This is a genomic window from Confluentibacter sediminis (genome assembly GCF_003258355.1).
GTDB lineage: Bacteria > Bacteroidota > Bacteroidia > Flavobacteriales > Flavobacteriaceae > Confluentibacter > Confluentibacter sediminis.
Genome location: NZ_QKPO01000006.1, coordinates 16,520 through 40,221 on the forward strand (window position 1 = coordinate 16,520; position 23,702 = coordinate 40,221).

General features: G+C 35.2%; 12 protein-coding genes. 9 read left to right on the forward strand and 3 right to left on the reverse strand.

The window, feature by feature from the left end:
• Positions 1-171 precede the first annotated feature (171 nt).
• Positions 172-675: a hypothetical protein gene (locus tag DKT72_RS06250; RefSeq protein ID WP_111307881.1), complete on the forward strand. Its 504-nt coding sequence runs from the start codon at positions 172-174 to the stop codon at positions 673-675.
• A 361-nt stretch (positions 676-1,036) separates the two neighbouring features.
• On the opposite strand, the gene DKT72_RS06255 is transcribed toward DKT72_RS06250, so the two are convergent.
• The gene (locus DKT72_RS06255) at positions 1,037-1,747 is read right to left on the reverse strand and encodes a LytR/AlgR family response regulator transcription factor (RefSeq protein WP_111307882.1); all 711 of its coding nucleotides are present in this window, start codon (positions 1,745-1,747) and stop codon (positions 1,037-1,039) included.
• Entirely contained in the window at positions 1,737-2,792 is a 1,056-nt protein-coding gene (locus DKT72_RS06260) for a sensor histidine kinase (RefSeq protein ID WP_111307883.1), read from the reverse strand. The genes DKT72_RS06255 and DKT72_RS06260 overlap by 11 nt, the downstream gene beginning before the upstream one ends.
• Positions 2,793-3,020: 228 nt before the next feature.
• On the opposite strand from DKT72_RS06260, the gene DKT72_RS06265 reads away from it, so the two are divergent.
• Positions 3,021-5,471 (forward strand): TonB-dependent receptor, encoded by a 2,451-nt coding sequence (locus DKT72_RS06265; RefSeq protein ID WP_111307884.1) that lies wholly within the window; start codon positions 3,021-3,023, stop codon positions 5,469-5,471.
• Positions 5,472-5,971: 500 nt separating this feature from the next.
• Here DKT72_RS06265 and DKT72_RS06270 read toward each other — a convergent pair whose 3' ends face one another.
• Positions 5,972-8,368: a glycoside hydrolase family 95 protein gene (locus DKT72_RS06270; protein ID WP_111307885.1), complete on the reverse strand. Its 2,397-nt coding sequence runs from the start codon at positions 8,366-8,368 to the stop codon at positions 5,972-5,974.
• A 416-nt stretch (positions 8,369-8,784) separates the two neighbouring features.
• Here DKT72_RS06270 and lacZ point away from each other — a divergent pair, with 416 nt between their 5' ends.
• From lacZ to DKT72_RS06305, 7 genes are all read left to right on the forward strand, one after another.
• Complete coding sequence (gene lacZ, locus DKT72_RS06275) at positions 8,785-11,904, forward strand: beta-galactosidase, LacZ type (RefSeq protein WP_111307886.1); 3,120 nt, start codon at positions 8,785-8,787, stop codon at positions 11,902-11,904.
• An 11-nt stretch (positions 11,905-11,915) separates the two neighbouring features.
• Entirely contained in the window at positions 11,916-13,481 is a 1,566-nt protein-coding gene (locus DKT72_RS06280; protein ID WP_235841630.1) for a glycoside hydrolase, read from the forward strand.
• A gap of 18 nt (positions 13,482-13,499) precedes the next feature.
• Positions 13,500-14,525 carry a family 43 glycosylhydrolase gene (locus DKT72_RS06285; RefSeq protein WP_111307887.1) on the forward strand — a complete coding sequence of 342 codons (1,026 nt, stop codon included), beginning with the start codon at positions 13,500-13,502 and terminating at the stop codon, positions 14,523-14,525.
• A gap of 429 nt (positions 14,526-14,954) precedes the next feature.
• A complete protein-coding gene (locus tag DKT72_RS06290) occupies positions 14,955-17,126 on the forward strand; it encodes an alpha-N-acetylglucosaminidase (protein WP_111307888.1) in 2,172 nt (723 codons plus the stop codon).
• 58 nt (positions 17,127-17,184) lie between these two features.
• A complete protein-coding gene (locus DKT72_RS06295) occupies positions 17,185-18,507 on the forward strand; it encodes a sugar MFS transporter (RefSeq protein ID WP_111307889.1) in 1,323 nt (440 codons plus the stop codon).
• Between the two features lie 50 nt (positions 18,508-18,557).
• Positions 18,558-20,486 carry a glucosamine-6-phosphate deaminase gene (gene nagB / locus DKT72_RS06300; RefSeq protein ID WP_111307890.1) on the forward strand — a complete coding sequence of 643 codons (1,929 nt, stop codon included), beginning with the start codon at positions 18,558-18,560 and terminating at the stop codon, positions 20,484-20,486.
• Between the two features lie 154 nt (positions 20,487-20,640).
• The gene (locus DKT72_RS06305) at positions 20,641-23,685 is read left to right on the forward strand and encodes a SusC/RagA family TonB-linked outer membrane protein (RefSeq protein ID WP_111307891.1); all 3,045 of its coding nucleotides are present in this window, start codon (positions 20,641-20,643) and stop codon (positions 23,683-23,685) included.
• Positions 23,686-23,702 lie beyond the last annotated feature (17 nt).

Genomic DNA, 23,702 nt, shown 5'->3' on the forward strand with positions numbered 1-23,702 from the left:
ACACATATGAACAAAAGAATTTTTTTTAAACGGACGCTCCTTCCTTAGGAAAGAGATCACCTATACGCCCTGGAGTTTTGATTGCACAAATACCTATCAATTATTTTCTAAACCAGATCGTGAAAAACGAGTGAAAAACACTTGTTTCAATCGGTCATAATATTTAAAACCATGAAAGAATCCTTAAGTTTTTTAAATCAAAGTTTGCATCAAAAGAATACGGTATTCAATAAAAAAACAACCGTTATTTCTCAGTTAATAAATCTCTTAACCGGATCCACGATGGTTGGAGAATATTATCCAAAGAACAAGGGGAACGGCTTAAGAAGTAAAACAGGAGGTGGCAAAAGCAGGAGTCAAGAATTGAGCCTGCTAGAAAAATGGCAATCATTATTTGATATCCAACATTGGACCATTACCTATGAATCCATAGATGAAATGCAAGTTCTAGACGATTTGAAAGGCGATATGCCTGGCCATGAATTTGTCGGCATTGCCATCGATTTTGCAAATAAAACAGGTGTTATTTACCACACACGACCCTTACAGGAAGATGATATTATACATGAATTGCTACATGTGCGCTTTCCTGACTGGAGTGAACAAAAAGTGAATTACTGGACAAATTTACTTATAAACCAACCGAAAAAAGACATGTCGAAAATGTCAACCTAAGCAACAAAGCTTTCTGAAGTGAATTTAATTCAACGATGGCGAATTTTGCCTGCAAAAACAAAGCGAGAGAAAAAAATGCGATGTTTACGCTTAACACAAAACATGGGAGAAAAGTACCCACGCTCAAAGTCGAAACCATACAAAATTCATTTTTAAAGAGCCCCCTTTAAATTCATCACTCTAACGGATTATCCTATAGGGCGTGAAATACCTCTGCACTTACCGACTATGGATATTAAGTTGTTAGGCGTGCAAAAAAAAAATTAAGAGTTCGAGAGTATACCAATACAATAAGGTTTCATTGGAAAAAGACCGTTTTCTTGAAAAACAGAAATAGAGAAGTGGTTAAGGAGGTTTGCTGTTATTTCCATTTTGAAAGAAACCCAACTTTATAACTTTCTCCAATAGGTAGTTTCTGATTGTTGAGCAATACAATTTGATTGCCTTCTACATATTTTATGGCTGCTGCATTAACAATAAATGATCTATGGATTCTAAAAAAAAAGTTCTCTGGAAGGGAATCCTTAACGGATTTCATAGTACCATATACAATTAAATTTCCTATAGAAGTATGATACATTACATATTCATTATGTGACTGAATGTAAGTAATATCATTATAATTAACATTGAATAATTTCTTATTGGATTTTAATTGAACACTCTTTGTGGATTTATGCGCAGATTCTTTTTTAAAACTTGTTGAGGGATGTTTATCAATCTCTTTCTTTGCTTTGTTTACGGCTTTTAAAAATCGGTGAAACTCTATAGGTTTTAAAATATAATCTGTGACTTCCAGCTCAAAACCTTCCACAGCGTATTCTCGGTATGCGGTGGTCAGTATCACCTTTGGTTTCTGCGACAGCGATTTTAAAAAATCAATTCCAGAAATGTCGGGCATATTAATGTCTAGAAATAAGATGTCGATTTCTTCCTTTTCCAAGACAGCTAGGCAATCCAAAGGAGATTTGTAGACTCCAATGACTTCTAGACCGTCTATTTTTTCACTATAGTCATTCAGCAATATTCTTGCTGGTTCTTCATCGTCTACGATAATACATTTATAGACCATTTGCCTTAATTTTTAAAGATATACTAAATACATTTTCAGCTTCCTCGATTTTAAGCTCATGTTGTTCGGGATATAATAGCTCCAATCTCCTACTTACATTGGCAATACCTATTCCACCAGTTTTATCCACATTTTTTTTCTCTTGGTAGGAATTGATACAGTCAAATAAAAGGAAATCATGTTCGGTTTTTATTTTAATGGTTACAAATCCGTTTTTGACATCTGCGATATCTCCATGTTTAAATGCATTTTCAACAAACGGTATCAACAACAATGGTGCTATTTTCTGATTCGGATTAGCATTAGAATACTCAAATGCAATCTTGTTCATGGCACTGTCCTTTAACTTAAACAGTGCTATAAAATTATTTATATAGCCAATCTCATCCTTTAAACTTACTCTTCCCTCTTTCATGATATATAATGAATAATCTAACATCTTAGAAAGTTGCAAGACCGCCTTCGATCCTTTGGGCGATGTTTTATGGGTTAGTGAATAAATGTTGTTTAATGTGTTAAACAGAAAATGAGGGTTTATTTGCTGAACCAAGAAATTTTTCTCGGCCGTAATAATAGCCAATACTTTTGCCTCTTCTTGTTTACGCATATGAAAATTATACATAAAGTAACTGATAAAAATAATAAGCACTATCGGCATAGCATGGCTGAACAATTGTTCTATATCAAAAAGCTCAAGGGTATTTTCATCATATTCACCATTAATCAGTCCCTTTTCAGTATAATACTGTTGTACTTCAAGAGCTTCAGATTGATAGATAGGGGTTCTTTCTTCCAAATATTCTCCAAGAATGGCTCCAAATATGACGAACACCAAATTAATCACCACATAGGTTAAATAGCGTTTGGTGTGGTAGTAAACGGGTAAAATCCACTTTAGATTGGAATAAAATACAACCATCTGGATCGAAATGATAGAAAATACGCGAATAAATGCCGATAAACTATCTGAAACCCAGTTAAAAATAAAAAATATAAATAGGGTGTATATGACCCATGCCAAAGCATGTTGATAGCAATTTTTCATATTTCAAAAGTACCTATTTTGCCAAGAGGTTTGTTATTTTTTCAATGAAACCTAGCAAAGTTTAAATCAACGACCACATTTTAAAACTAAACGGATAAAAACTTGACTTACCCTGTTTTTAATGGTTCGTTTAAACAATTTGCCCTTTGGTTGAAAAAGTTTTTAAAGGTGGGGTCTCTTTTTCAATTTTGATCTTAAATTATTTAAAGAACTTAATTTAATGAAATCATGAAACTACTAAGAATCCTACTCCCGGCGACCCTATTTGTGTTAAGTGTATGTTCCACGGAAGCCCAAAGACGGTCTGTAAAGGAGGATACTCGAGAAGTGATTTTGGAAAATGAAACCTTTGGATTTAACGAAAGGCAATTTAAGGGTATCATTTTAGATTCCAAGACCAATGCACCCTTAGAATATGCTACCATATCAGCAATCAATAAAAAAACAAGTGGTATTTTAAAAGGAACGATTACAGATGATCAAGGGCAATTTAGCCTTACTATTGAGAAAGAAAAAGAGGATTATTATTTCTTAATAGAATTTTTAGGTTATAAACCCCAAACCATTAGTAATCTAGATTTTTCACGGAATAAAATAGATTTGGGTACTATTTTAATGCTATCAGAAGATAATCAATTGGATGAGGTGGTTGTTACTTCAGAAGTTTCCAAGACCAGTTTCAAACTTGATAAACGTGTATTTAACGTGGGCGCAGATTTAAGTAATTCTGGAGCTAGCAGCCTGCAAATTCTTGAAAGTGTGCCTTCGGTAACCGTAGGTATGAAGGGCGACATTTCATTGCGTGGCAACAGTAACGTAAAAATATTGATAAACGGAAATGCGTCCGCCAATAAAAGCAATGGTAAAGCGGCTCTAAATGGTATTTCGCCAGATATGATCGAACGCATAGAGGTCATTACCAATCCATCGGCCAAATATGACGCTGCTGGATCTGCGGGTATCTTGAATATCATCTTAAAAAAAGAACGTAAATCAGGCCTTAATGGCACATTTACAGCGACTGCTGGTAAACCTGAAAGTTATGGGTTGGGAGTGAATTTAAATTACAGAACCAATAAAATAAATCTTTTAGGAGGCATTAATGGGGAATATGGCATAATGAAAAGTTATGACACGTCCATAACCCTTGATAAAACACAAACGCCCAATGAAAATCGCTTTTCAAACGGGAGTGGTCTGGAAAAGAGAAAAGATTTAAGCGCAAATTTTGGTATGGATTATAATATATCGCCAACCGATTTTTTAAGCGTATCAACCTCTATGGGGATTTCTAAGAGTGATAGTGAAAATAGGTATGATTACAGAACTGAAGTAGGAAATACGACGACCCATAGCAATAGAACAGAAACAGGTAATAACAAAAGCCCCAATTATGAATTAAACGCCAATTATAAAAAGACTCTTGGAGGAAAAGATGAGCATACTTTGGAAGCACGGTATAGCGGTTTTAATTATACGGAAGATAAAAAAGCAGGTTTTATAAATACTGGAGATTCCGATCTTCAACAACGTTCCAATACAATGTTTCGTGAAGACTCCAATACGGCACAAATAGATTATAAATATCCTTTCGGAAAAGAGGAAGAAGAAGGTGCCTTGGAATTTGGTTTAAAGTTCGGCAACAGAAAACTTAAAAATGACTATGTTGTGGATGATTTATCAGATGGAAACTGGAGAAACAATACCAACTTTACCAATGTATTTCAATTTAATGAAAATCTGTGGGCGGGTTATTCGACATACGGGCAGGAATTTGGAAAATTTGGTGTAAAAGCCGGGTTGCGTTTGGAAAATACAAGACTTTTAACCGAGCTAGAAAACACTAATGAAAAAAACAAACAAAACTATACCGATTTGTTCCCTAGTTTGCATACCTCCTATAAATTCACTGATGCTCTTTCGTTACAGTTAAGCTATTCACGCAGAATATCGCGGCCAGATATGTTTAGTTTAAATCCGTTTGAATCGATTAGCGATCAGTTTAGTCAATTTCAAGGAAATCCAGCTTTAAAACCAGAGTATAGTAATTCCTATGAGTTTGGAACAATTCAAAACCTCGACAAAGGGTCTTTATTCGCTTCTGTATATGCCAGAACGACCAACAATACGGTTGAAGAAACCCAACAATTGGTCAATGGTATAACTATTGTAAAACCCCTAAATATTGGTAAACGCAATGATTTAGGAATTGAGTTTAATGGTTCTTACCGTCTGGTCGATTGGTTTAAAATGACCTCGGAGTTCAACTGGTTTTATTACAAACGAACAGGTAATTATTTAAATCAAAGCTTTAACTTCAATAGCAACCAATGGTCGGCTGGATTAATTAGCACCTTTAAAATACCTATCGATTTGGATGCTGAAGTAAGTTTGAATTATACCTCTAAAGAAAAGCAATTGCTACAGACAAAAAACAGTAATTTTTATTCCAATTTAGGTCTAAAAAAGAAACTATTTACCAATAGGGTTGCCGTAAACGTATCCGTAAGGGATTTATTTAATAGTAGACGATGGAATACGATAGTGGATCAACCAAGCCTTTACAGAAGTCAGAACTTTCGTTGGGGCGGACGACAAATTAATCTGAGTGTAAGTATAAAACTTGGGAAAGCCGATGTTGAAGGTGGTGAAATGGGTGATTATGGCGGTGATTATTAATTTAGGTGGTATGGTCTCCAATGATAGTGGTTATATCTCCTCTGGTTGTAATCTTTTAAAAATCAATAAAATTATTATAAATTTTAAAAGAGGTATGTTTGCGTATGCTTGTCTTTAATACAATGATCGTCAGCAATCCTATCGCGGAATGGCCTCTCTACCATAGCGGCAAGAAAGCCATGCTGGATAAGCTAAGTCATAAATATCCAAACACATTATTAAGTTTTTGTTATAGAGGATGGGAGCAAATGATGAAAAGCAAATTGAAATAAAAATCTTTTTTGATATGTCAAGTGTTTTTAAGCAAAAAACTTGACATATATTATTTGTTTAGGCCTTTGCAGGTACATGAACATAGCAACTAAAATAGCAAGCCAGATAGTCTCTGCTAGGTAAAAATTTTGGTTATAAAGGTTGCTCTCTTTTATTCATATAAAAACCTTATAATATTTTAAAAAAAAACAGGGTTGATATAGTCAGATTCAATGCTTTGAATTTTTCTACCAAACCACTTGTACTTTTTCTCCTTTTTTTAATTCAAGCTCTTTTTTAAGAGTTCCATACACCAAGGTTGTTTTTCCTGTAGTTTTTGCCAGAATAGACACAGCGGTTATTTTTTTATCTTTCCATGCCATAGAAATTTCGAAACCACCACGCGCACAAATACCTTCAATAGACCCATCTTTCCATGCATCTGGTAAAGCTGGCAATAAAAATATTTTGTTATCATTAGATTGCATCAGCATTTCTATAACAGCAGCAGTTCCTCCAAAATTCCCATCTATTTGAAAAGGCGGATGAGCATCAAAAAGATTTGGATAGGTGCCACCATGTCCTTTGTGTATGCCATCAGATTTGTCGGGATCTACATACTTAAGCAACTCTCTATACATTTTATAAGCATGATTACCGTCCCAAAGTCTGGCCCAAAGGTTGATGCGCCATCCTTTAGACCATCCTGTGGTTTCATCACCTTTTATTTCTAAAGTTGTACGAGAGGCTTCGGCCAATTCCGGAGTATCGGTAACTGTGATATGATTCCCGGGATATAGCCCGAATAAATGGGATTGATGGCGATGTTTTGGGTCTTCATCTTCCCAATCATAGTACCATTCTTGTAAATTTCCTTTTTTGCCAATGGTGTAAGGGTGTAGGTTGTTTTTGGCTTTAATGACCTGATTTAAAAATTCATCATTAATATTCAACACTTTTGATGCACTTATAAAATCATTGAACAATTCTCTTATCATAGCCAAATCGGCAGTTGCCCCATATAAAGTTGCCCCATGGTACCCTGTAGGAGTGATGTACATGTTTTCAGGAGACGTTGATGGCGAGGTTATCCAATGGCCTTTGTCGTCTTTGACCATCCATTCTAAACAAAATTGTACAGCCCCTTTCATTAAAGGATAAGCGTTCTCTTTTAAATAGGTTTTGTCTTGAGTGAAGTTATAGTGTTCCCATAAATGTGTGGCAAGCCAAGTACCACCCATATTCCAGTTCGCCCAGTTGGGGTCTCCGCCACCAAAATCGCCAACAGGATTACTCAATGCCCAGATATCAGAGTTTTGGCAGGCTGCCCAGCCATTAACACCATAATAGGTTTTGGCGGTAACAGCCCCCGTTAAAGCGACATTTTTTATAAAAGATAATAGAGGTTTGTGTAATTCTGAAAGATTGGCTGTTTCTGCTAGCCAATAGTTTTCTTCTGCATTAATATTTAAAGTGTAATTGCTGCTCCATGGCGGACGCATATATGGATTCCATATGCCTTGTAGGTTGGCAGGGACACCTTCAGTTCTAGAGGAGGATATAAGTAAATAACGGCCAAAATTGAAATACAGAATTTCTAGGTTTTTATCTTCAGATCCGTCGTTATAGCGTAATAATCTTTCATTAGTTGGTAATTTAGGAGCCTCAGTGTTTTCTAAATGGAATGTAACACGATTGTATAATTCTTGATAATCTTCTAAATGTCTTTTCTTTAAAGCCTTAAATGACTTTTTACAGGCGTTTTTAAGATTGTTTAATGCCAATGCTTTATTATCAACTCCTTCTGTTACTGGGTTTCTATCAAAACCATTAAAACTTGTCGCTATAGAAACATAAATGGTAGCTGCTGTACAATTTTTAAGTTCGATGGTATTTTCTGTAGTTATAACCTCACCGCCAGTATTAGAAACTTTAAAAAGAGTGGTAAATCGGGTGCCTCTATTTTCATCAAAGAGTATGGCGTTTGGTATGTCTCCTCTGTAGCTTGGTTCAGCATGGTAAGGAGCATATCCATTAATGTTTAAAATGTTTTTGTTTTTAGTTATTTGATATTTCAATAGGCTTTCAAATCCAATGGAACAATTAATAGCTTTTTTCTTGTCGCTGGTTAACTTAATTGCCATTATTTGGTCTGGGTAAGATATAAAGTATTCGCGCTGAAATGTTACGCCGTTACTTTCATAGGTAACTTTAGAAACCGCATTATTTAGGTCAAGTTCACGATGGTAATTCTTGAAATTTTCTTGATCTTTATAATTAATAAACATAGTTCCCAATGGGGCATACGATTGGGAATAGGCTCCTTGAATGAAACGATTTAAAGAATCGGCTGCTTTATAGTTTTCTTTTTTTAAAGCTTCTCTTACAAGTTCAACATATTTATAAGCCTCAGGATTATTGTTAGGGTTAATAGGTTCTCCAGACCAGAATGTAGCATCGTTCAGGTATATTTTATCTGAACTTACACCACCAAAAACAGAAGCTCCCATTTTACCGTTACCTAATACCAGAGTTTCTTCAAAATAATTAGCTGGCTTGTCGTACCATAAAATATTCTTGGATTGAGAATACGTTACATGGGACATACAAGTGAAAACGATGAATAAAGAAAAAGATTTAAACATGATTTAAATTAAAATTTAGAATATTATGGTTTTATTAAGTACTTTAAGAATCCTGATGTATGTAAAAAATAATAAGAATCTGGATATCGATAAATCGAAGATATATAATTAAAAATTCTCCATCAAAGCTTTTAAGGTCTTTGCCCTTTGAAATCACGATTTGTCCATGCATTTGGATAATATATCTATATCGACAAAAGGTGTTATCTATAATTTTAATGTTTCTATTGAGTTAGAGTTTTGAATATTTAGTTTAGTTGAGAACATTAGGGGGGATATTTTTCGTCTCCCCTTTTTTTGAATAATTTGAATTCATTGTTGAGAGCAACTACCGTATTTTTTATTAACAACTCGATTATCCAATCAACTTTATAAAATAACATCATTTCAAAGTAACATAACCATAATATTAAAACATGAAAAAAATCATTTTCTATCTATTGTTAATAATCGTTAGCCAAAACATCTACAGTCAAAACGATTGGGAAAATCCTAAAATGTTCCAACAAAATAGAGAAAAAGCGCGGGCTTCTTTTTACACCTATTCAACATTGGAAAAAGCCAAGCTTGATAAACCAGAAAATGAAGCATATATTAAATGTTTAAATGGAAAATGGAAGTTTAACTTCACAGACCATTCAGACCAAGGTATCCCCAATTTTCAGAACCTTGGTTTCGATGACAGTAAGTGGGATGAAATTCCTGTACCAGGTAATTGGGAATTATATGGATATGGGTATCCTAACTATACAAATATGGATTATCCGTTTGATAAAAACCCACCTTTTATTAAGGCATCCCAAAACTCGGTAGGATCTTATATAACCTATTTTACAGTAGATAAAACATGGTTGAATCGCGAGGTATACATTCAATTAGGTTCTGTGAAATCGGGTTACTATCTATGGATAAATGGGAAAAAAGTTGGTTATAACCAGGACTCTAAACTTCCTGCGGAATTCAATATCACAGCTTATTTAAAAGAAGGGGAAAATAAATTGGCCGTTAAAGTATTTAAGTTCACAGATGGTAGTTATTTAGAAGATCAAGATTTTTGGAGATTATCGGGTATTCAAAGAGATGTGTATCTTTTTGCCAGGCCAAAAATTCACATACGGGATTTTTTTGCAAAAGCACTATTGGATACCAATTATAAAAATGGCGAGTTTACGTTAGAAACAGAAATAAAAAATACATCTAATAAAAAAGCCTCTAATTTAAAACTGCAATATCAAATTTTTGATGCAGACGGTAAAGAGGTTTTGTCAAGTCAATCTGCTTTTAATAGTAAAGCTTCAAATATAAATATGATAAGTTTTACGGGTAATATTCCTAACGTGAACAAATGGTCTGCCGAAAATCCATATTTATATACTTTATTAATAAATCTACAAGACAACAAAGGCGTAACCATTGAAGCTACTTCCATTAAAGTAGGGTTTAGAACTACCGAAATTAAAGGAGGTCAATTATTGGTCAATGGAAAACCCATTCTTTTAAAAGGAGTCAATCGTCATGAACATGACCCAGATTATGGACATGTGGTTAATGAAGAAAATATGCTGGCAGATATCAAAATGATGAAAGAGAATAATATCAATGCGGTTCGTACTTGCCATTATCCAGATATGCCGCTTTGGTATAAATTATGCGACCAATATGGTTTGTATCTGTACGATGAAGCTAATATTGAATCTCATGGTATGGGTTATAATCCTAAAAATACGTTGGCAAATAAACCAGAATGGAAAGCGGCACATATCGAGCGCATTACGAATATGGTTGAAAGAGACAAAAATCATCCAGCTGTGATTGTTTGGAGTATGGGTAATGAAGCAGGTGATGGCCCTAATTTTTTAGCTGGTTATAAAGCGATTCATGCTCGTGATAAAAACAGACCTGTACATTACGAGCGAGCCGAAAGAGAAACAGATGTCACCGAGCATCATACTGATATCATTGGAGATATGTACAGATCTATTGAAGATGCAGTTGCTTGGATTGGAACCGATCTTGAGCGTCCATTTATTTGGTGTGAATATGCACATGCTATGGGAAATAGTACCGGTAATTTTAAAGAGTATTGGGATTTAGTTCGTAATAATAAACAATTTCAAGGAGGCTTTATTTGGGATTGGATGGATCAAGGATTAACAAAGTATAATGCTGAAGGCACTAAATTTTGGGCTTACGGAGGACATTTTGAACCAGAAGGGATACATCACGATGATAATTTTTGTTTCAATGGGCTAGTAAATCCAGATTTAACACCGCATCCTGGTTTGTTTGAAGTCAAAAAAGTATATCAAAATATTCATTTTAAAGATTTAAATATTTCTGAAGGTACTATTCGAATCATGAACGAACAGTTTTTTAATAATTTAAGCGATTATGTAATTAGCTGGGAAGTATTGGAAAATGGAAAAATTATTCAGACGGGGATGTTTGAACCCACAGGTGTTTTACCACAAACTGAAAAAGAATTCAGCTTAGGTTTAAAAGAGTTTATCCCTAAAAGTGGCAGTGAATATTTTTTAAATATCTATGCTTTACAAGCGAAAGATAGTGAGATGATTCCTTTTGGACATGAATTAGCCTCCGAACAGTTTCCGCTATCTACTGTGGAATATAAAGCTTTTAAAACAACAACTTTAAGTAAAATGATGGCAAACGATACTTCAGAAGCTTTTCTAATTACTGGTGAAAATTTTAACATCAATATATCTAAAAAAACAGGCGCCATCACATCATATAAGTTAAACAATTACGAGTTGTTGAATGAGCCTATAGTTCCTACATTTTGGCGCGCTCCAACTGATAACGATTTTGGTAACAAGATGCAAATCCGTGCGGAAGTCTGGAAAGAAGCAGTAAACAATGCGAGCTTAGAAAGTATAACTTCTAAAACCATATCACCCTCTGAAATATCTATAAATAGCATCCTTAAATTACCAACTGTTGATGGTAAAATAGTTATGGTTTACACTATTTATGGTGATGGGGTCATCAATGTAAATTATAAATTTGAAGCTAAGAAAACCGATTTACCTGAAATTCCACGTATTGGTATGGTATTTAGGATGCCAAAAGAATTTAATAATCTTGAATATTATGGTCGTGGTCCTTGGGAAAATTATATAGACAGAAATACGGCTTCTTTTGTTGGTATTTATGAATCTAAAGTGGCTAATCAATATGTCGCTTACGGAAGACCACAAGAAAACGGACATAAAACAGATACCAGATGGTTAAATTTGACCAATCAAATAGGTTTAGGATTTGAAATTGTAGCACAAGGAGCCCCCCTTGAATTTAATGCGCTTAATTATAGCACTGAAGATTTAGATGAAGGAAAGACAAAACGTTTAAGAACTCCTGCAGATATTAAAGAAAGAGATTTTGTTGAAGTTCATATAGACCATAAAATGATGGGGCTTGGTGGCGATGATAGTTGGGGAGCAAAACCACATGCACCATATATGTATTATGCCGATAAAGATTATCAGTATTCTTTTTCTATCATTCCAAAACTTTAAAAAGTAAATTGATGACATCTGTAAAATTTTTAAAAATAACCTATCTACTGTTTTTAGTTTTATTGACTAACAATATGGATTGTTTAGCACAAAAAGAAAGTGCTTTAGAAATCATTTTACACACAAATAAAACATTTCAAACCATACACAATTTTGGAGCTTCAGATGCTTGGTCTATACAGGCTGTTGGTAAATACTGGAATGAAGATGCCAAAGATAAAATAGCCACTCTTTTATTTAGTACATCAAACAAACTCGATGGAAGTCCTGAAGGTATTGGATTAACTACATGGCGGTTCAATATTGGAGCAGGAAGTGCCGAACAAGATCATAATGGGCAAATAGAAAGCCCATGGCGTAGTTCAGAAAGTTTTTTAAATGCAGATGGAACTTATGATTGGAACAAACAATCTGGACAATTATGGTTTTTGGAAAAGGCAAAGGCTCTAGGTGTAAAAAGTTTTATTGGCTTTGTGAATAGCCCCCCAGTTAATTTTACTAAAAATGGGAAAGCATGGTCTGATGATGGACTTTCGGCAAATATTTCAGCAGAAAATTATAAAAAATATGCCGATTTTTTATCAGATGTTGTTAAAGGTGTGGAGAAAAAAACAGGTGTTGTTTTTGATTATATAAGTCCTTTTAACGAACCACAATGGAATTGGAAATGCTGTAAACAAGAAGGTTCACCTTGGAATAATGATGAAATATTTGAAGCTACTAAAGCCATAGATGCTTCATTTAGAAAAAACAATGTGTCATCTAAAATAGAAATCACAGAAGCGGGACATTTAGACTTTTTGTATAAAGAAAAGGACAAGCCCAACAGAGGCAATCAAATAGCTTATTTTTTCGATAAGAAATCGCCAGGATATGTTGGAGATTTACATTCTATAGCAAAAAAAATTGCAGGGCATAGTTATTTTTCAACTTGGGATATTAATAAGTTAGTAAATACTAGAGATTCTTTATTCACAGAAATTCAAAAGGTAGATCCTTCTTTAGAATTTTGGATGTCTGAATATTGCATTTTGGAAGATAGTGAAGTTATTAAAGGAGGTGGTCGTGATTTAGGAATAAATCCTGCATTATATATTGCCAGAGTTATTCATTCAGATTTGGTTTTGGCAAATGCTTCTGCATGGCACTGGTGGTTGGCGGTTAGCCCATACGACTTTAAAGACGGCCTTATTTATATTGATGATAATAAATTTGGAGGCAATTATTATGAGTCTAAAATGCTTTGGGCACTTGGGCATTATTCAAGATTTGTAAAGCCAGAAATGAAACGTATCGCTACGTCTCGATCAGATGGCAAAACTTCTGCCGATGCGATTGAAGGTGTTTTGCAATCGGCATATATGAATGATGATGAAATTGTGGTTGTATTTGTTAATCAGTTAGAAAATTCAAAGGATATTATAATTACAGATATTCCAAAAGGATTTAAATTTATTGAAATCTATCAAACAACAGAAAATCTAGATATAAATTTAAAAAAGATCTCAACTAAGGGCATTGGAGAAGTTATTACTCTTCCTAAAAAATCATTAACAACATGTTTGTTGAAAAAATAAATATTTAAATATATAACTATGACTAAAATTTCAAAACACACGCACTTATTAAAAAACACACTATGCTTTTTAATCCTTTTATCAGTTATTTTAAATTGTAAACAAAAAAAGGAGCTAGAAGTTGTTAAGGAACCTCTGGTGACTAAAATTAGCAATCCAGTAATTCCTGGCTATTTTGCAGATCCTACAATGGTTAAATATGAAGGGAAATATTATGTATATGCCACTATAGATCCTTGGGGAGGTGATGAGTTAGCTGTATTTGAATCATCAGATTTTATCAATTGGGAACAAAAGCACATTAATTGGCCAACAAAAGAAGCTTGTACAACTTCAATTTCCACCGGAAGTATGGTTTGGGCACCATCTGTCATACAAGGAAAAAACGGAAAATTTTATATGTATGTGTCTGTAGGTAGTGAGGTTTGGGTTGGCGTAAGTGAAAAACCTTTAGGGCCATGGAAAAACGCAAAAGAAGATAATTCTCCTTTTATAAAAGGCGATATGTTTCCGGAATATCACATGATAGATGCCGAAGCTTTTATAGATGATGACGGTAAAGCTTATTTATATTGGGGTTCTGGTTTAAATTGGGAAAACGGCCATTGCTTTATAGTACCATTAAATGAAGATATGGTGTCTTTTAATGAAAATGATATTAAAGATATTACACCACCACATTATTTTGAAGCGCCATTCATGCTAAAGAAAAACAATAAATATTATTTAATGTATTCTGAGGGAAAATGCATCGATAGAACTTATATGGTAAGATATTCTATTGGAAATTCTCCTTATGGACCTTGGGAGGAAGGACCAAATAGCCCTATACTTTCAACATCCAAAGATTCTACAACATTAGGGCCTGGACACCATACTGTTTTTAAAGAAAATAATCAAGACTATATCTTATATCACAGGATTAAAGATAATAACGACACACTTTTACGCGAAATAGCTATTGATAGTTTAAATTTTGATTCACAAGGAGATATCTTAAAAGTGGTTCCGCAACAAGGCGTTAGTGATTTTGTCAATCAATAAACTTATCTCATAAATTAATTCTTTAAATTTATATCAGAGGGTATGATTTCCTTAGAACATTTTAAAAAATGGCAATTTGTCTATGCTTTTGAATAATGTGTCCATCCCAAGAATATTCTTTGTATGTAATTTTACGTCAGTAAGTATAAAATTTTGTTAATAGCACCTATGTTGACCATATGATTTTTATTAGAATGTATAATCTTATAAATAATTAAATCATTGGTAAGCATAAATGGTTTCAATTTGGAATCGAAATGTTAAGATGAAAGTAAGCCTTTATTTTGAGTTAAAATATTGGTTATTGAGTTCAGAGTTTAGTTGGTTAATAGGGAGATGATTTATTCTACAAAATTTATTCTCCCTATTTTTTTACAATTTTTTGAGCAACATAGATGTTATTAATTTTCATTAAAATTTATTTTGAAAATGATAAAAAACTCGTTAAATAATCAAACTTATAAGGTACTTAAAATATCTGTTTTATTTTTTCTTATCGCATGTTTCGCTATTTCGTGTAAAAATCCTGAAGAAACTAAAAGCTCAGTGGCGGTTATAGAAACCCTTGTAGGGAATCGTGCCAATGAATTTGAATTAAGTATTGTTGAAAATAAAACATCTGATCATGGCGAGTGGTTTGAGGTTAAAGCAACAGCAAACAAAGTCATTGTTAAAGGAACCTCCAATACAGCTATTTGTTATGCAGCTTATACCTATCTTAAAGATATTGGTGCTGTTCTAGTAAGTTGGGAAGGTAACAGAATAGATTTGCCCAACACATGGCCAACCTATTCTAAAAAAGGCGCTACGCCATTTAAATACAGAGAATATTTAAATGCTTGTGCATTTGGTTATACGACGCCTTGGTGGGATTGGGAGCGTTGGTCGCAAGAAATAGATTGGATGGCACTTCATGGAATTAATTTACCAACCGCACTTGAGGGACAAGAAATTGTTTGGCAACAATTATGGAAAGAATACGGGTTGTCAGACAGTCAATTACAAGAGCATTTTGCAGGTCCAGCATTTTTACCATGGCAAAGAATGGGGAATATAAACAGCCATGAAGGATCATTGCCACAAGCATGGATTGATAGAAAATCGGATATTCAGAAAAAAATATTGCAAAAAATGAGAGCCTTAGGGATGCATCCTGTCGTTCCAGCTTTTAGTGGTTATGTGCCAAAAGCATTTGCAGAGAAGCATCCTAATTCCAAAATAAACGAATTAAGCTCCTGGGCTGGTGGTGGTTTTGAAAGTACTTATTTATTAGATCCAAAAGATCCTTTATTTAAGGAAATAGGAAAACGTTTTATTGAATTATATTCCAATTTGTATGGTAAGTCAGAGTTCTATTTAGCAGATTCCTTTAACGAAATAGAACCCCCAGTATCTGAGGAACATAAATATGAAGAACTATCAGATTACGGAAAAATTATTTATGAAACCATAGACGAAGCAGCCCCAGGGTCGATATGGGTAATGCAAGGCTGGCTTTTTGGAAATGATAAAGATTTTTGGACAAAAGAAGCTACCATGGCTTTTTTAGAGAAGGTTCCTAATAATAAACTTATCATTCAAGATTATGCCAACGATAGATATAAAGTTTGGGAAAATCAAGAAGCCTTTTATGGCAAGCAATGGACTTATGGCTATGTTCATAATTATGGAGGTTCCAATCCTGTTTACGGTGATTTGAATTTTTATAATAATGAACTTAAAGGTTTATTGAGTCGAGCTAATAAAGGAAATCTTGTTGGTTATGGTGTTATGCCAGAAGGATTAAACAATAATTCAGTAGTTTACGAATATATTTATGATCTTCCATGGACACAGGGAAATGAACCAGTCAAGGAATGGTTAAAAACATATCTCCATGCCAGATATGGAAAAACACCCCAGTCTGTTTTCAAGGCTTGGCAATTATTAATAGAATCTATCTACAGTACCAAATATTGGGAAACACGTTGGTGGGATAGTAGAGCAGGAGCCTATTTGTTTTTTAAACGGCCTACCTTAAAAATAACTGAGTTTAAAGGGAATCCAGGGGATAAAGAAAAATTAAAGCAAGCTTTGGATATTTTGGTTAAAGAATCAAAAAACTTTGATAAAAACAGTCTTTTTCATTACGATGTGTTAGAGGTGTCAAGACAATATTACTCCTTGCTTATTGATGATTTATTAATAGAATGTGTCAAAGCCTATAATGAAAAAGATATAGAAAAAGCAGATTCATTATATAATGAAATAGAAAAGCAAGCTTTAGATATTGATGCAATGCTTTCTGGACAACCTCTAAATAGCCTAAATAATTGGTTGACATCAGCGTGGAATTATGGGGAATCTAACCAAACATCTAAAATTTATTTAAAAAATGCCAAAATGTTAATCACTATGTGGGGAGGCATGGATCATTTAAATGATTATGCATCCAGAGCTTGGCAAGGTATGTATAAAGAATTTTATTGGCCAAGGTGGAACATGTTTTTACGAGCATTAAGAACATCTGCTGTAAATAATACGCCTTTTGACGAATTAAAAGAAAGACAACTAATAAAAGAATGGGAAACAGACTGGTGCAATAGTATTGAAATGTATTAGTGTAAATCATTAAGCTTTCAGTTATTTTAATAAAACTAATTAATAGAAATATATATTTATGAAGCAGAATACTAACCAACCCAACAATACTTTAATTCCCATAATAATCATAGCGGGATTATTTTTCATTTTCGGATTTGTCACCTGGATCAATGGTGCCCTGATCCCTTTCATGAAAACCATAAACGAATTATCGGATGCCCAATCTTATTTTGTGGCGACGGCCTCGTATATTTCTTTCGTGGCGATGGCGTTGCCTGCCTCCTATATACTGAACAAGATCGGATATAAAAAAGGCATGTCCCTGGGCCTGATTGTTATGGCCGTTGGGGCGCTTGTTTTTATTCCGGCTGCCGAAGCAAGAACCTACTGGGTGTTTTTAACGGGCATCTTTATCCAGGGAATTGGCATGACCTTACTTCAAACGGCAGCAAATCCTTATATAACCATTTTGGGGCCTATAGAAAGCGGCGCAAAACGCATCGCGATAATGGGGATAGCGAACAAAACGGCAGGCGCTTTAGGCTCATTGATTTTTGGGGCATTATTGCTATCGGGAATAGATGAGGTAAAAGAGAAATTAGGAAGTGTCTCTGTTCAGGAAAAAGCGGTTCTTTTGGACACGATGGCCGATAGTGTATTTATGCCATATTTAACCATGGCTCTTGTTTTGTTCGTTTTGGGACTGCTCATCAGAAAGGCGCCTTTGCCAAACGTTGAGGCAGTGGATCCTAAAGCCCCAAAGGCAGGGGAAACAACCAAGACAAGCATTTTCCAGTATCCCAATCTATGGTTGGGGGTGTTGACCTTGTTCGTTTACGTTGGGGCAGAAGTGATAGCCGGGGACACCATCATTGCCTATGGCATATCATTAGGGTTTTCGGCAGCAGATGCAAAATTCTTTACCACCTTTACCCTGTTGGCCATGGTGGCGACCTATGCCGTTGGGGCCATTTTGATCCCCAAATACTTAAGACAGGTCATGGCACTAAAGATCAGTGCGGTATTGGGGATTGTTTTCAGCGTATGTATTTTACTGACAACAGGATTCACGTCGGTATTGTTTGTGGCATGTCTAGGCATTTCAAATGCGTTGGTTTGGCCAGCCGTATGGCCATTGACATTAGATGGTTTGGGCAAATTCACAAAAACGGGATCGGCACTATTGATCATGGCCATTTCCGGGGGAGCCATCATTCCACCATTATACGGAAGATTGGTGGATGCCAATGCACAAGAGCTTATTGCAACAGGAATAAACGGAACGGAAGCCATCGCAACGGCGGCAACGAGCAGTTATTGGATTTTAATTCCTTGCTATGCCATCATCCTGTTTTTTGCCATATGGGGACATACATATAAAAGTTGGAAGAAAGGGTAATCCATAAAAATAGAAATCAAAATATTTAACCAAGAAATAAAACAAAAGCAATGTTAAAGAGTGTTATAGATAAGGCAACAAGTTTTGAAAAACGGTTTGAAAACGTAGGGACCGTAGTCTATGAAAATTCAACGGAAGCCTCCAGATCGGTTGCCAAAGAAATAGCGGATTTAATAAGAGTGAAGCAGTCCCAAAAACAGCCCTGTATCTTGGGGCAGGCCACAGGGTCTTCCCCCAAGGGTCTGTACGCGGAATTGGTGCGCTTGCATAAAGAGGAAGGGCTTAGCTTTAAAAACGTGATCTCTTTCAATTTGGATGAATACTACCCCATGGAGCCGGATTCGATAAACAGCTATGTACGCTTTATGAAGGAACAGCTGTTCAACCATGTGGACATCTTGCCGGAGAATTGCCATGTGCCCGATGGGCAGCTTTTAAAAGAAGACATTGCCGAGTATTGCAATGCCTATGAAGCTAAGATAGAAGCTTTCGGGGGCATTGATTTACAGATATTGGGCATTGGCGGTAATGGACACATTGGTTTCAATGAGTCGGGGTCCCTTCAAAACTCCAAGACCAGACTGGTAGCCCTGGACCACATCACAAGGGTTGCTGCCAGCGGTGATTTTTCAGGATTGAACAATACCCCAAGGACGGCCATTACCTTGGGTGTGAAGAAAATAATGGAAGCTAAGAGGGTCATCCTCATGGCTTGGGGTGAAGGCAAATCAAATATTATAAAAGCCTCCGTTGAGGACTCGGTAACCAACCTTGTACCCGCTTCTTTTTTACAAGAGCATAACAATGCGACATTTGTGCTGGATAGATCGGCGGCCTCAAAGCTGACGCGCATTAACACGCCTTGGTTGGTCGAAAAGGTCGATTGGACAGAACAGCTTATAAAAAAGGCCGTCTTGGGTTTGGCATTACATGTAAAGAAACCTATTTTGATGCTTACCGATGCCGATTACATCGAGAACGGGATGAGCGACCTATTGGCAGATTCGGGACCGGCCTATGATATAAATATACAGATATTCAATAAATTACAGAATACCATTACGGGTTGGCCAGGAGGCAAGCCGAATGCCGATGACAGCAAACGTCCGGAGCGTGCCGAACCTGCAAAAAAGAGAGTGCTTATTTTCAGCCCACACCCAGACGATGACATCATCAGTATGGGAGGTACCTTCAAACGTCTGCACGAGCAGGGGCATGAAGTGCATATAGGGTACCAGACCTCTGGCAATATAGCCGTGGCAGATGATGAGGCGTTGCGTTTCGCAAGCTTTGTAGTGGACTATAATGCGAAGTTTGGAATAGAATGCCGGGAAGCGGAGAGCATATATAAAAAAGCGGTCACATTTCTTAAGAACAAGAAGGCAAGCGAAATAGATATAGAAGAAGTAAGGTACATTAAAGGGCTGATACGCAAAGGAGAGGCACAGTCCACCTGTTATTTTGTGGGCATACCTGAGAGCCAGATCCATTTTATGGAACTCCCCTTTTATGAAACGGGTACCATCGAGAAAAAACCTTTAAGTGAAGAGGATATCCAAATAACAATGGATTTGATCGAAAAAATAAAACCGCACCAGATCTATGCGGCCGGAGATCTGGCAGATCCGCACGGAACCCATAAAGTATGTCTGGATGCTGTTTTTGCGGCCGTTAAAAACCTGAAGCCTAAAAAGTTCATGAACGATTGCTGGCTTTGGTTGTATAGGGGTGCATGGCAGGAATGGAGCATCGATGAGATTGAAATGGCGGTGCCAATGGGCCCCGATCAGGTCCTGGAAAAGAGAAAGGGCATCTTCAAGCACCAATCGCAAAAAGACGGCGTGGTATTCCAGGGGGCGGATAGCAGGGAGTTTTGGCAACGTGCCGAGGATAGGAACAGCGAAACGGCAAAAATTTACGATCAATTGGGACTGTCTAACTATGCGGCCATGGAAGCTTTTGTGAGATGGATATTTTAATTGAAAAATTGTGAGAGATTATATGATTTAATACCAAATAGTTAGATAATTATAGCATTTAATGAAAATATCCATACAATTGAATAAGATGTCCATCACTTAACACATCCTTAACAATAGTTTAGCGTAACTAAAAATAATTAAACATTAAAATATGGAAAAATTAAAACTTTTATTGATAGTCTTTTTTATAGGCTTTTCTTTTAATTCTTGGGCGCAAGAAGCAGTGTCTGGTGTGGTGTCAGACGCAAACAATGTTCCGATACCAGGTGCCAATATTAGTATTAAAGGAACCACTGTAGGGGCTGCTACAGATTTTGATGGTAATTTTACTATCAAAGCTAAAAAGGGAGATGTGTTTGTGGTTTCTTATTTGGGCTATAAAACACAAGAAATAACTTACGCTGGAAGTGCTACTTTAAATGTAACACTTCAAGAAGACAATGCACAACTTGATGAGGTTGTTGTTATTGGTTATGGTGCTGTTAAGAAAAATGATTTGACAGGATCGGTTTCTACTGTTAGCTCGAAGCAAATTGAGCAAGCAAATAAAGTAGATGCGATTTCAGCACTTCAAGGTCAAACGGCGGGTGTAGTGATTCAACGTACAGACAACAAACCTGGTTCAGGTGGGTTTAATATTCGTGTACGTGGTTCTAGTACTATTCTTAATAATAAAACAGCAGATAACGGTGGTTTTACCCCAGGAAGAAATCCATTATTTATTGTTGATGGAATATTTCTAGATGATATTTCATTTTTAAATCCTGCAGATATCAGCAGAATGGATATTTTAAAAGATGCATCAGCTACAGCAATTTATGGTTCTAGAGGTAGTAACGGTGTAGTTTTAATTGAGACAAAAAGTGGTAAAAGTGGTGTGTTAAAAGTTAATTATTCCAATTATGTTGGGTTTAAAGAAGCTTACAATCTACCAACTATGCAAGATGGGCCTGGTTATATTGAATACATGAAAGATGTGGTAGTAGGAAATAAATTTGCTGCCAATCAATTAGGTTATAGAAGAGGTGATGTGGTTGTATCTGATTATCTTGATGCAGAAGAGCTACAAAATGTTGCTGATGGTATAAATACTAATTGGACTAATTTGATCCTTAAAAAAGGGTTTCAAACAAATCATACTTTAAACCTTAGCGGTGGATCAGAAAAAACAGTTTATTCTGCTGGATTAGGTTACACTAAAGATGAAGGTACTCTTGGAGGAGAGTCTTTCGAAAGATTCAATATTAGGGGAAGTTTAAAAAGTGATTTGAATAAATGGTCAAACATAAGTGTAAGTAACTATATTACAAATGCCATTCAAAATGCTGGAAGTTATGAGGGTTTTAGAAGTTCTTATCGTTTAAAACCAATTGGAAGACCATATAATGCTGATGGAACATTAAAATTCTTTCCTACTGCAAAAGAAACACAAATTACCAACCCGTTATTTGAACCAGATTATCAAACTAAAGAGACTAAATATCTTCAATACTTAGGCGATATTGCTTTAGAAATAAAACCTTTTGTAGGTTTAACATTAACAACAAAATTCTCACCAAATATTAAATATGCTAGATATGGTGAATATCGTGGTTTGTATTCAAAAGACGTCGTTGGTCAGCCTTCTTTAAGAAGAGCTCAGGTTAATAATTCGAATTATTTGTCTTATTCTTGGGATAATATTTTAAATTATAAATTTGAAAAAGGAATCCATGCACTTACAGTAACGGCAGTAATGTCAAGGTTTATGGAGCGTACTGAAAATTATTATAGCCAAGTTAGAAATTTTTCTACTGATGATTTTTCTTTTCACAATTTGGGGGCAGGGTTAGATATTAATACTCTTTCAAGTGATTATGCTAAACAAACTTTAGAATCTTACACAGCAAGGATAAATTATACATTGAAGGATAAGTATTTGTTTACAATAACTTCACGTTACGATGGTTCTTCTGTTTTAGCTGAAGGAAATAAATGGTCATTTTTCCCATCTGCTGCATTTGGTTGGAAATTGATTGATGAGGATTTCATGAAATCTCAAAAAATATTTAGTAATGCTAAAATTAGGCTAAGTTATGGGGAAACTGGTAATAACGGAGGTTTACCTCCATTAAGCTCTCAATCATTATTAGATGCAGGAGCTGTTAATATTGGTGACTCACCGATTTCAACAGCCTCTTTAGGGCGATTAGCTAATAAAGATCTTACATGGGAAAGAACCGCTGAGGTTAACTTAGGGTTTGATTTTGGTTTCTTAAATAATAAGATTAACGGTTCTATTGATATATATAATAGAAAAAACACAAATCTTATATTATATACAGAGCTACCTACGGTAACTGGTTTTCCAGGTGTTTTAGACAATGTGGGAGAGTCAATGAACAAAGGTATTGAAATAGGTTTAAACACAACAAATATTGATAATGGAGATTTTAAATGGACTACTAATTTCAATTTCTCTAGCAATAAGAATACAGTTAAAAAACTTTACGGTTCAACCAATCAATTGTTTACTAATGATTCAGGTATAAATATGATTATTACTCCTGGTCAACCAGTGGGAGCTATTTATGATTATGTTTTTGATGGTATCTGGCAATTGGATGAGGCTGCAGAAGCAGCTGTATATGGTCAAACTCCAGGACAGGTAAAAGTAAAAGATATTAATGGTGATGGTAAGCTTACTGATGAGGAAGATAGACAAGTTATTGGTCAAGTTGCGCCTAAATGGAACGGTTCTGTAACAAGTACAATGAATTTTAAAAATTTTGATTTCACATTTTTAATTACAACAAGTCAAGGTAGTACAGTGTCAAGTAGTTTCCACAATAATACAATTTTCCCATATGATGGAGAGCCTGCAAGATTGTTTAATGCAGCTAAAGTTAATTATTGGACACCTGAAAACCCATCTAATTCATATTATCAACCAGGTAATGGTGGTAGATTTAGTAATTTAGTGAAGTATAAAGATGTATCATTTACTAAAGTTGGTTTTATAACTTTAGGCTATACAGTACCTAAAGGATTTTTAGATAAGCTTAAAATAAGCAGCTTAAGAATATATTCTACTGTACAAAATCCATTTGTTTTCACTAAATATGATGGTTGGGATCCAGAAAATGCTGGAAGAAATGCTTGGGGAGCTGCATTTATGTCTCGTACATACATGGCAGGAATTAATGTAAACTTTTAAGGTGTTGAATCTAAATT

What these genes read in the sequence shown, in the direction of transcription:
- DKT72_RS06250 (WP_111307881.1), top strand. Translation starts at nt 172, where the DNA reads ATGAAAGAATCCTTAAGTTTTTTAAATCAAAGTTTGCATCAAAAGAAT.
- DKT72_RS06255 (WP_111307882.1), bottom strand. Translation starts at nt 1,747, where the DNA reads ATGGTCTATAAATGTATTATCGTAGACGATGAAGAACCAGCAAGAATA.
- DKT72_RS06260 (WP_111307883.1), bottom strand. Translation starts at nt 2,792, where the DNA reads ATGAAAAATTGCTATCAACATGCTTTGGCATGGGTCATATACACCCTA.
- DKT72_RS06265 (WP_111307884.1), top strand. Translation starts at nt 3,021, where the DNA reads ATGAAACTACTAAGAATCCTACTCCCGGCGACCCTATTTGTGTTAAGT.
- DKT72_RS06270 (WP_111307885.1), bottom strand. Translation starts at nt 8,368, where the DNA reads ATGTTTAAATCTTTTTCTTTATTCATCGTTTTCACTTGTATGTCCCAT.
- lacZ (WP_111307886.1), top strand. Translation starts at nt 8,785, where the DNA reads ATGAAAAAAATCATTTTCTATCTATTGTTAATAATCGTTAGCCAAAAC.
- DKT72_RS06280 (WP_235841630.1), top strand. Translation starts at nt 11,916, where the DNA reads ATGACATCTGTAAAATTTTTAAAAATAACCTATCTACTGTTTTTAGTT.
- DKT72_RS06285 (WP_111307887.1), top strand. Translation starts at nt 13,500, where the DNA reads ATGACTAAAATTTCAAAACACACGCACTTATTAAAAAACACACTATGC.
- DKT72_RS06290 (WP_111307888.1), top strand. Translation starts at nt 14,955, where the DNA reads ATGATAAAAAACTCGTTAAATAATCAAACTTATAAGGTACTTAAAATA.
- DKT72_RS06295 (WP_111307889.1), top strand. Translation starts at nt 17,185, where the DNA reads ATGAAGCAGAATACTAACCAACCCAACAATACTTTAATTCCCATAATA.
- nagB (WP_111307890.1), top strand. Translation starts at nt 18,558, where the DNA reads ATGTTAAAGAGTGTTATAGATAAGGCAACAAGTTTTGAAAAACGGTTT.
- DKT72_RS06305 (WP_111307891.1), top strand. Translation starts at nt 20,641, where the DNA reads ATGGAAAAATTAAAACTTTTATTGATAGTCTTTTTTATAGGCTTTTCT.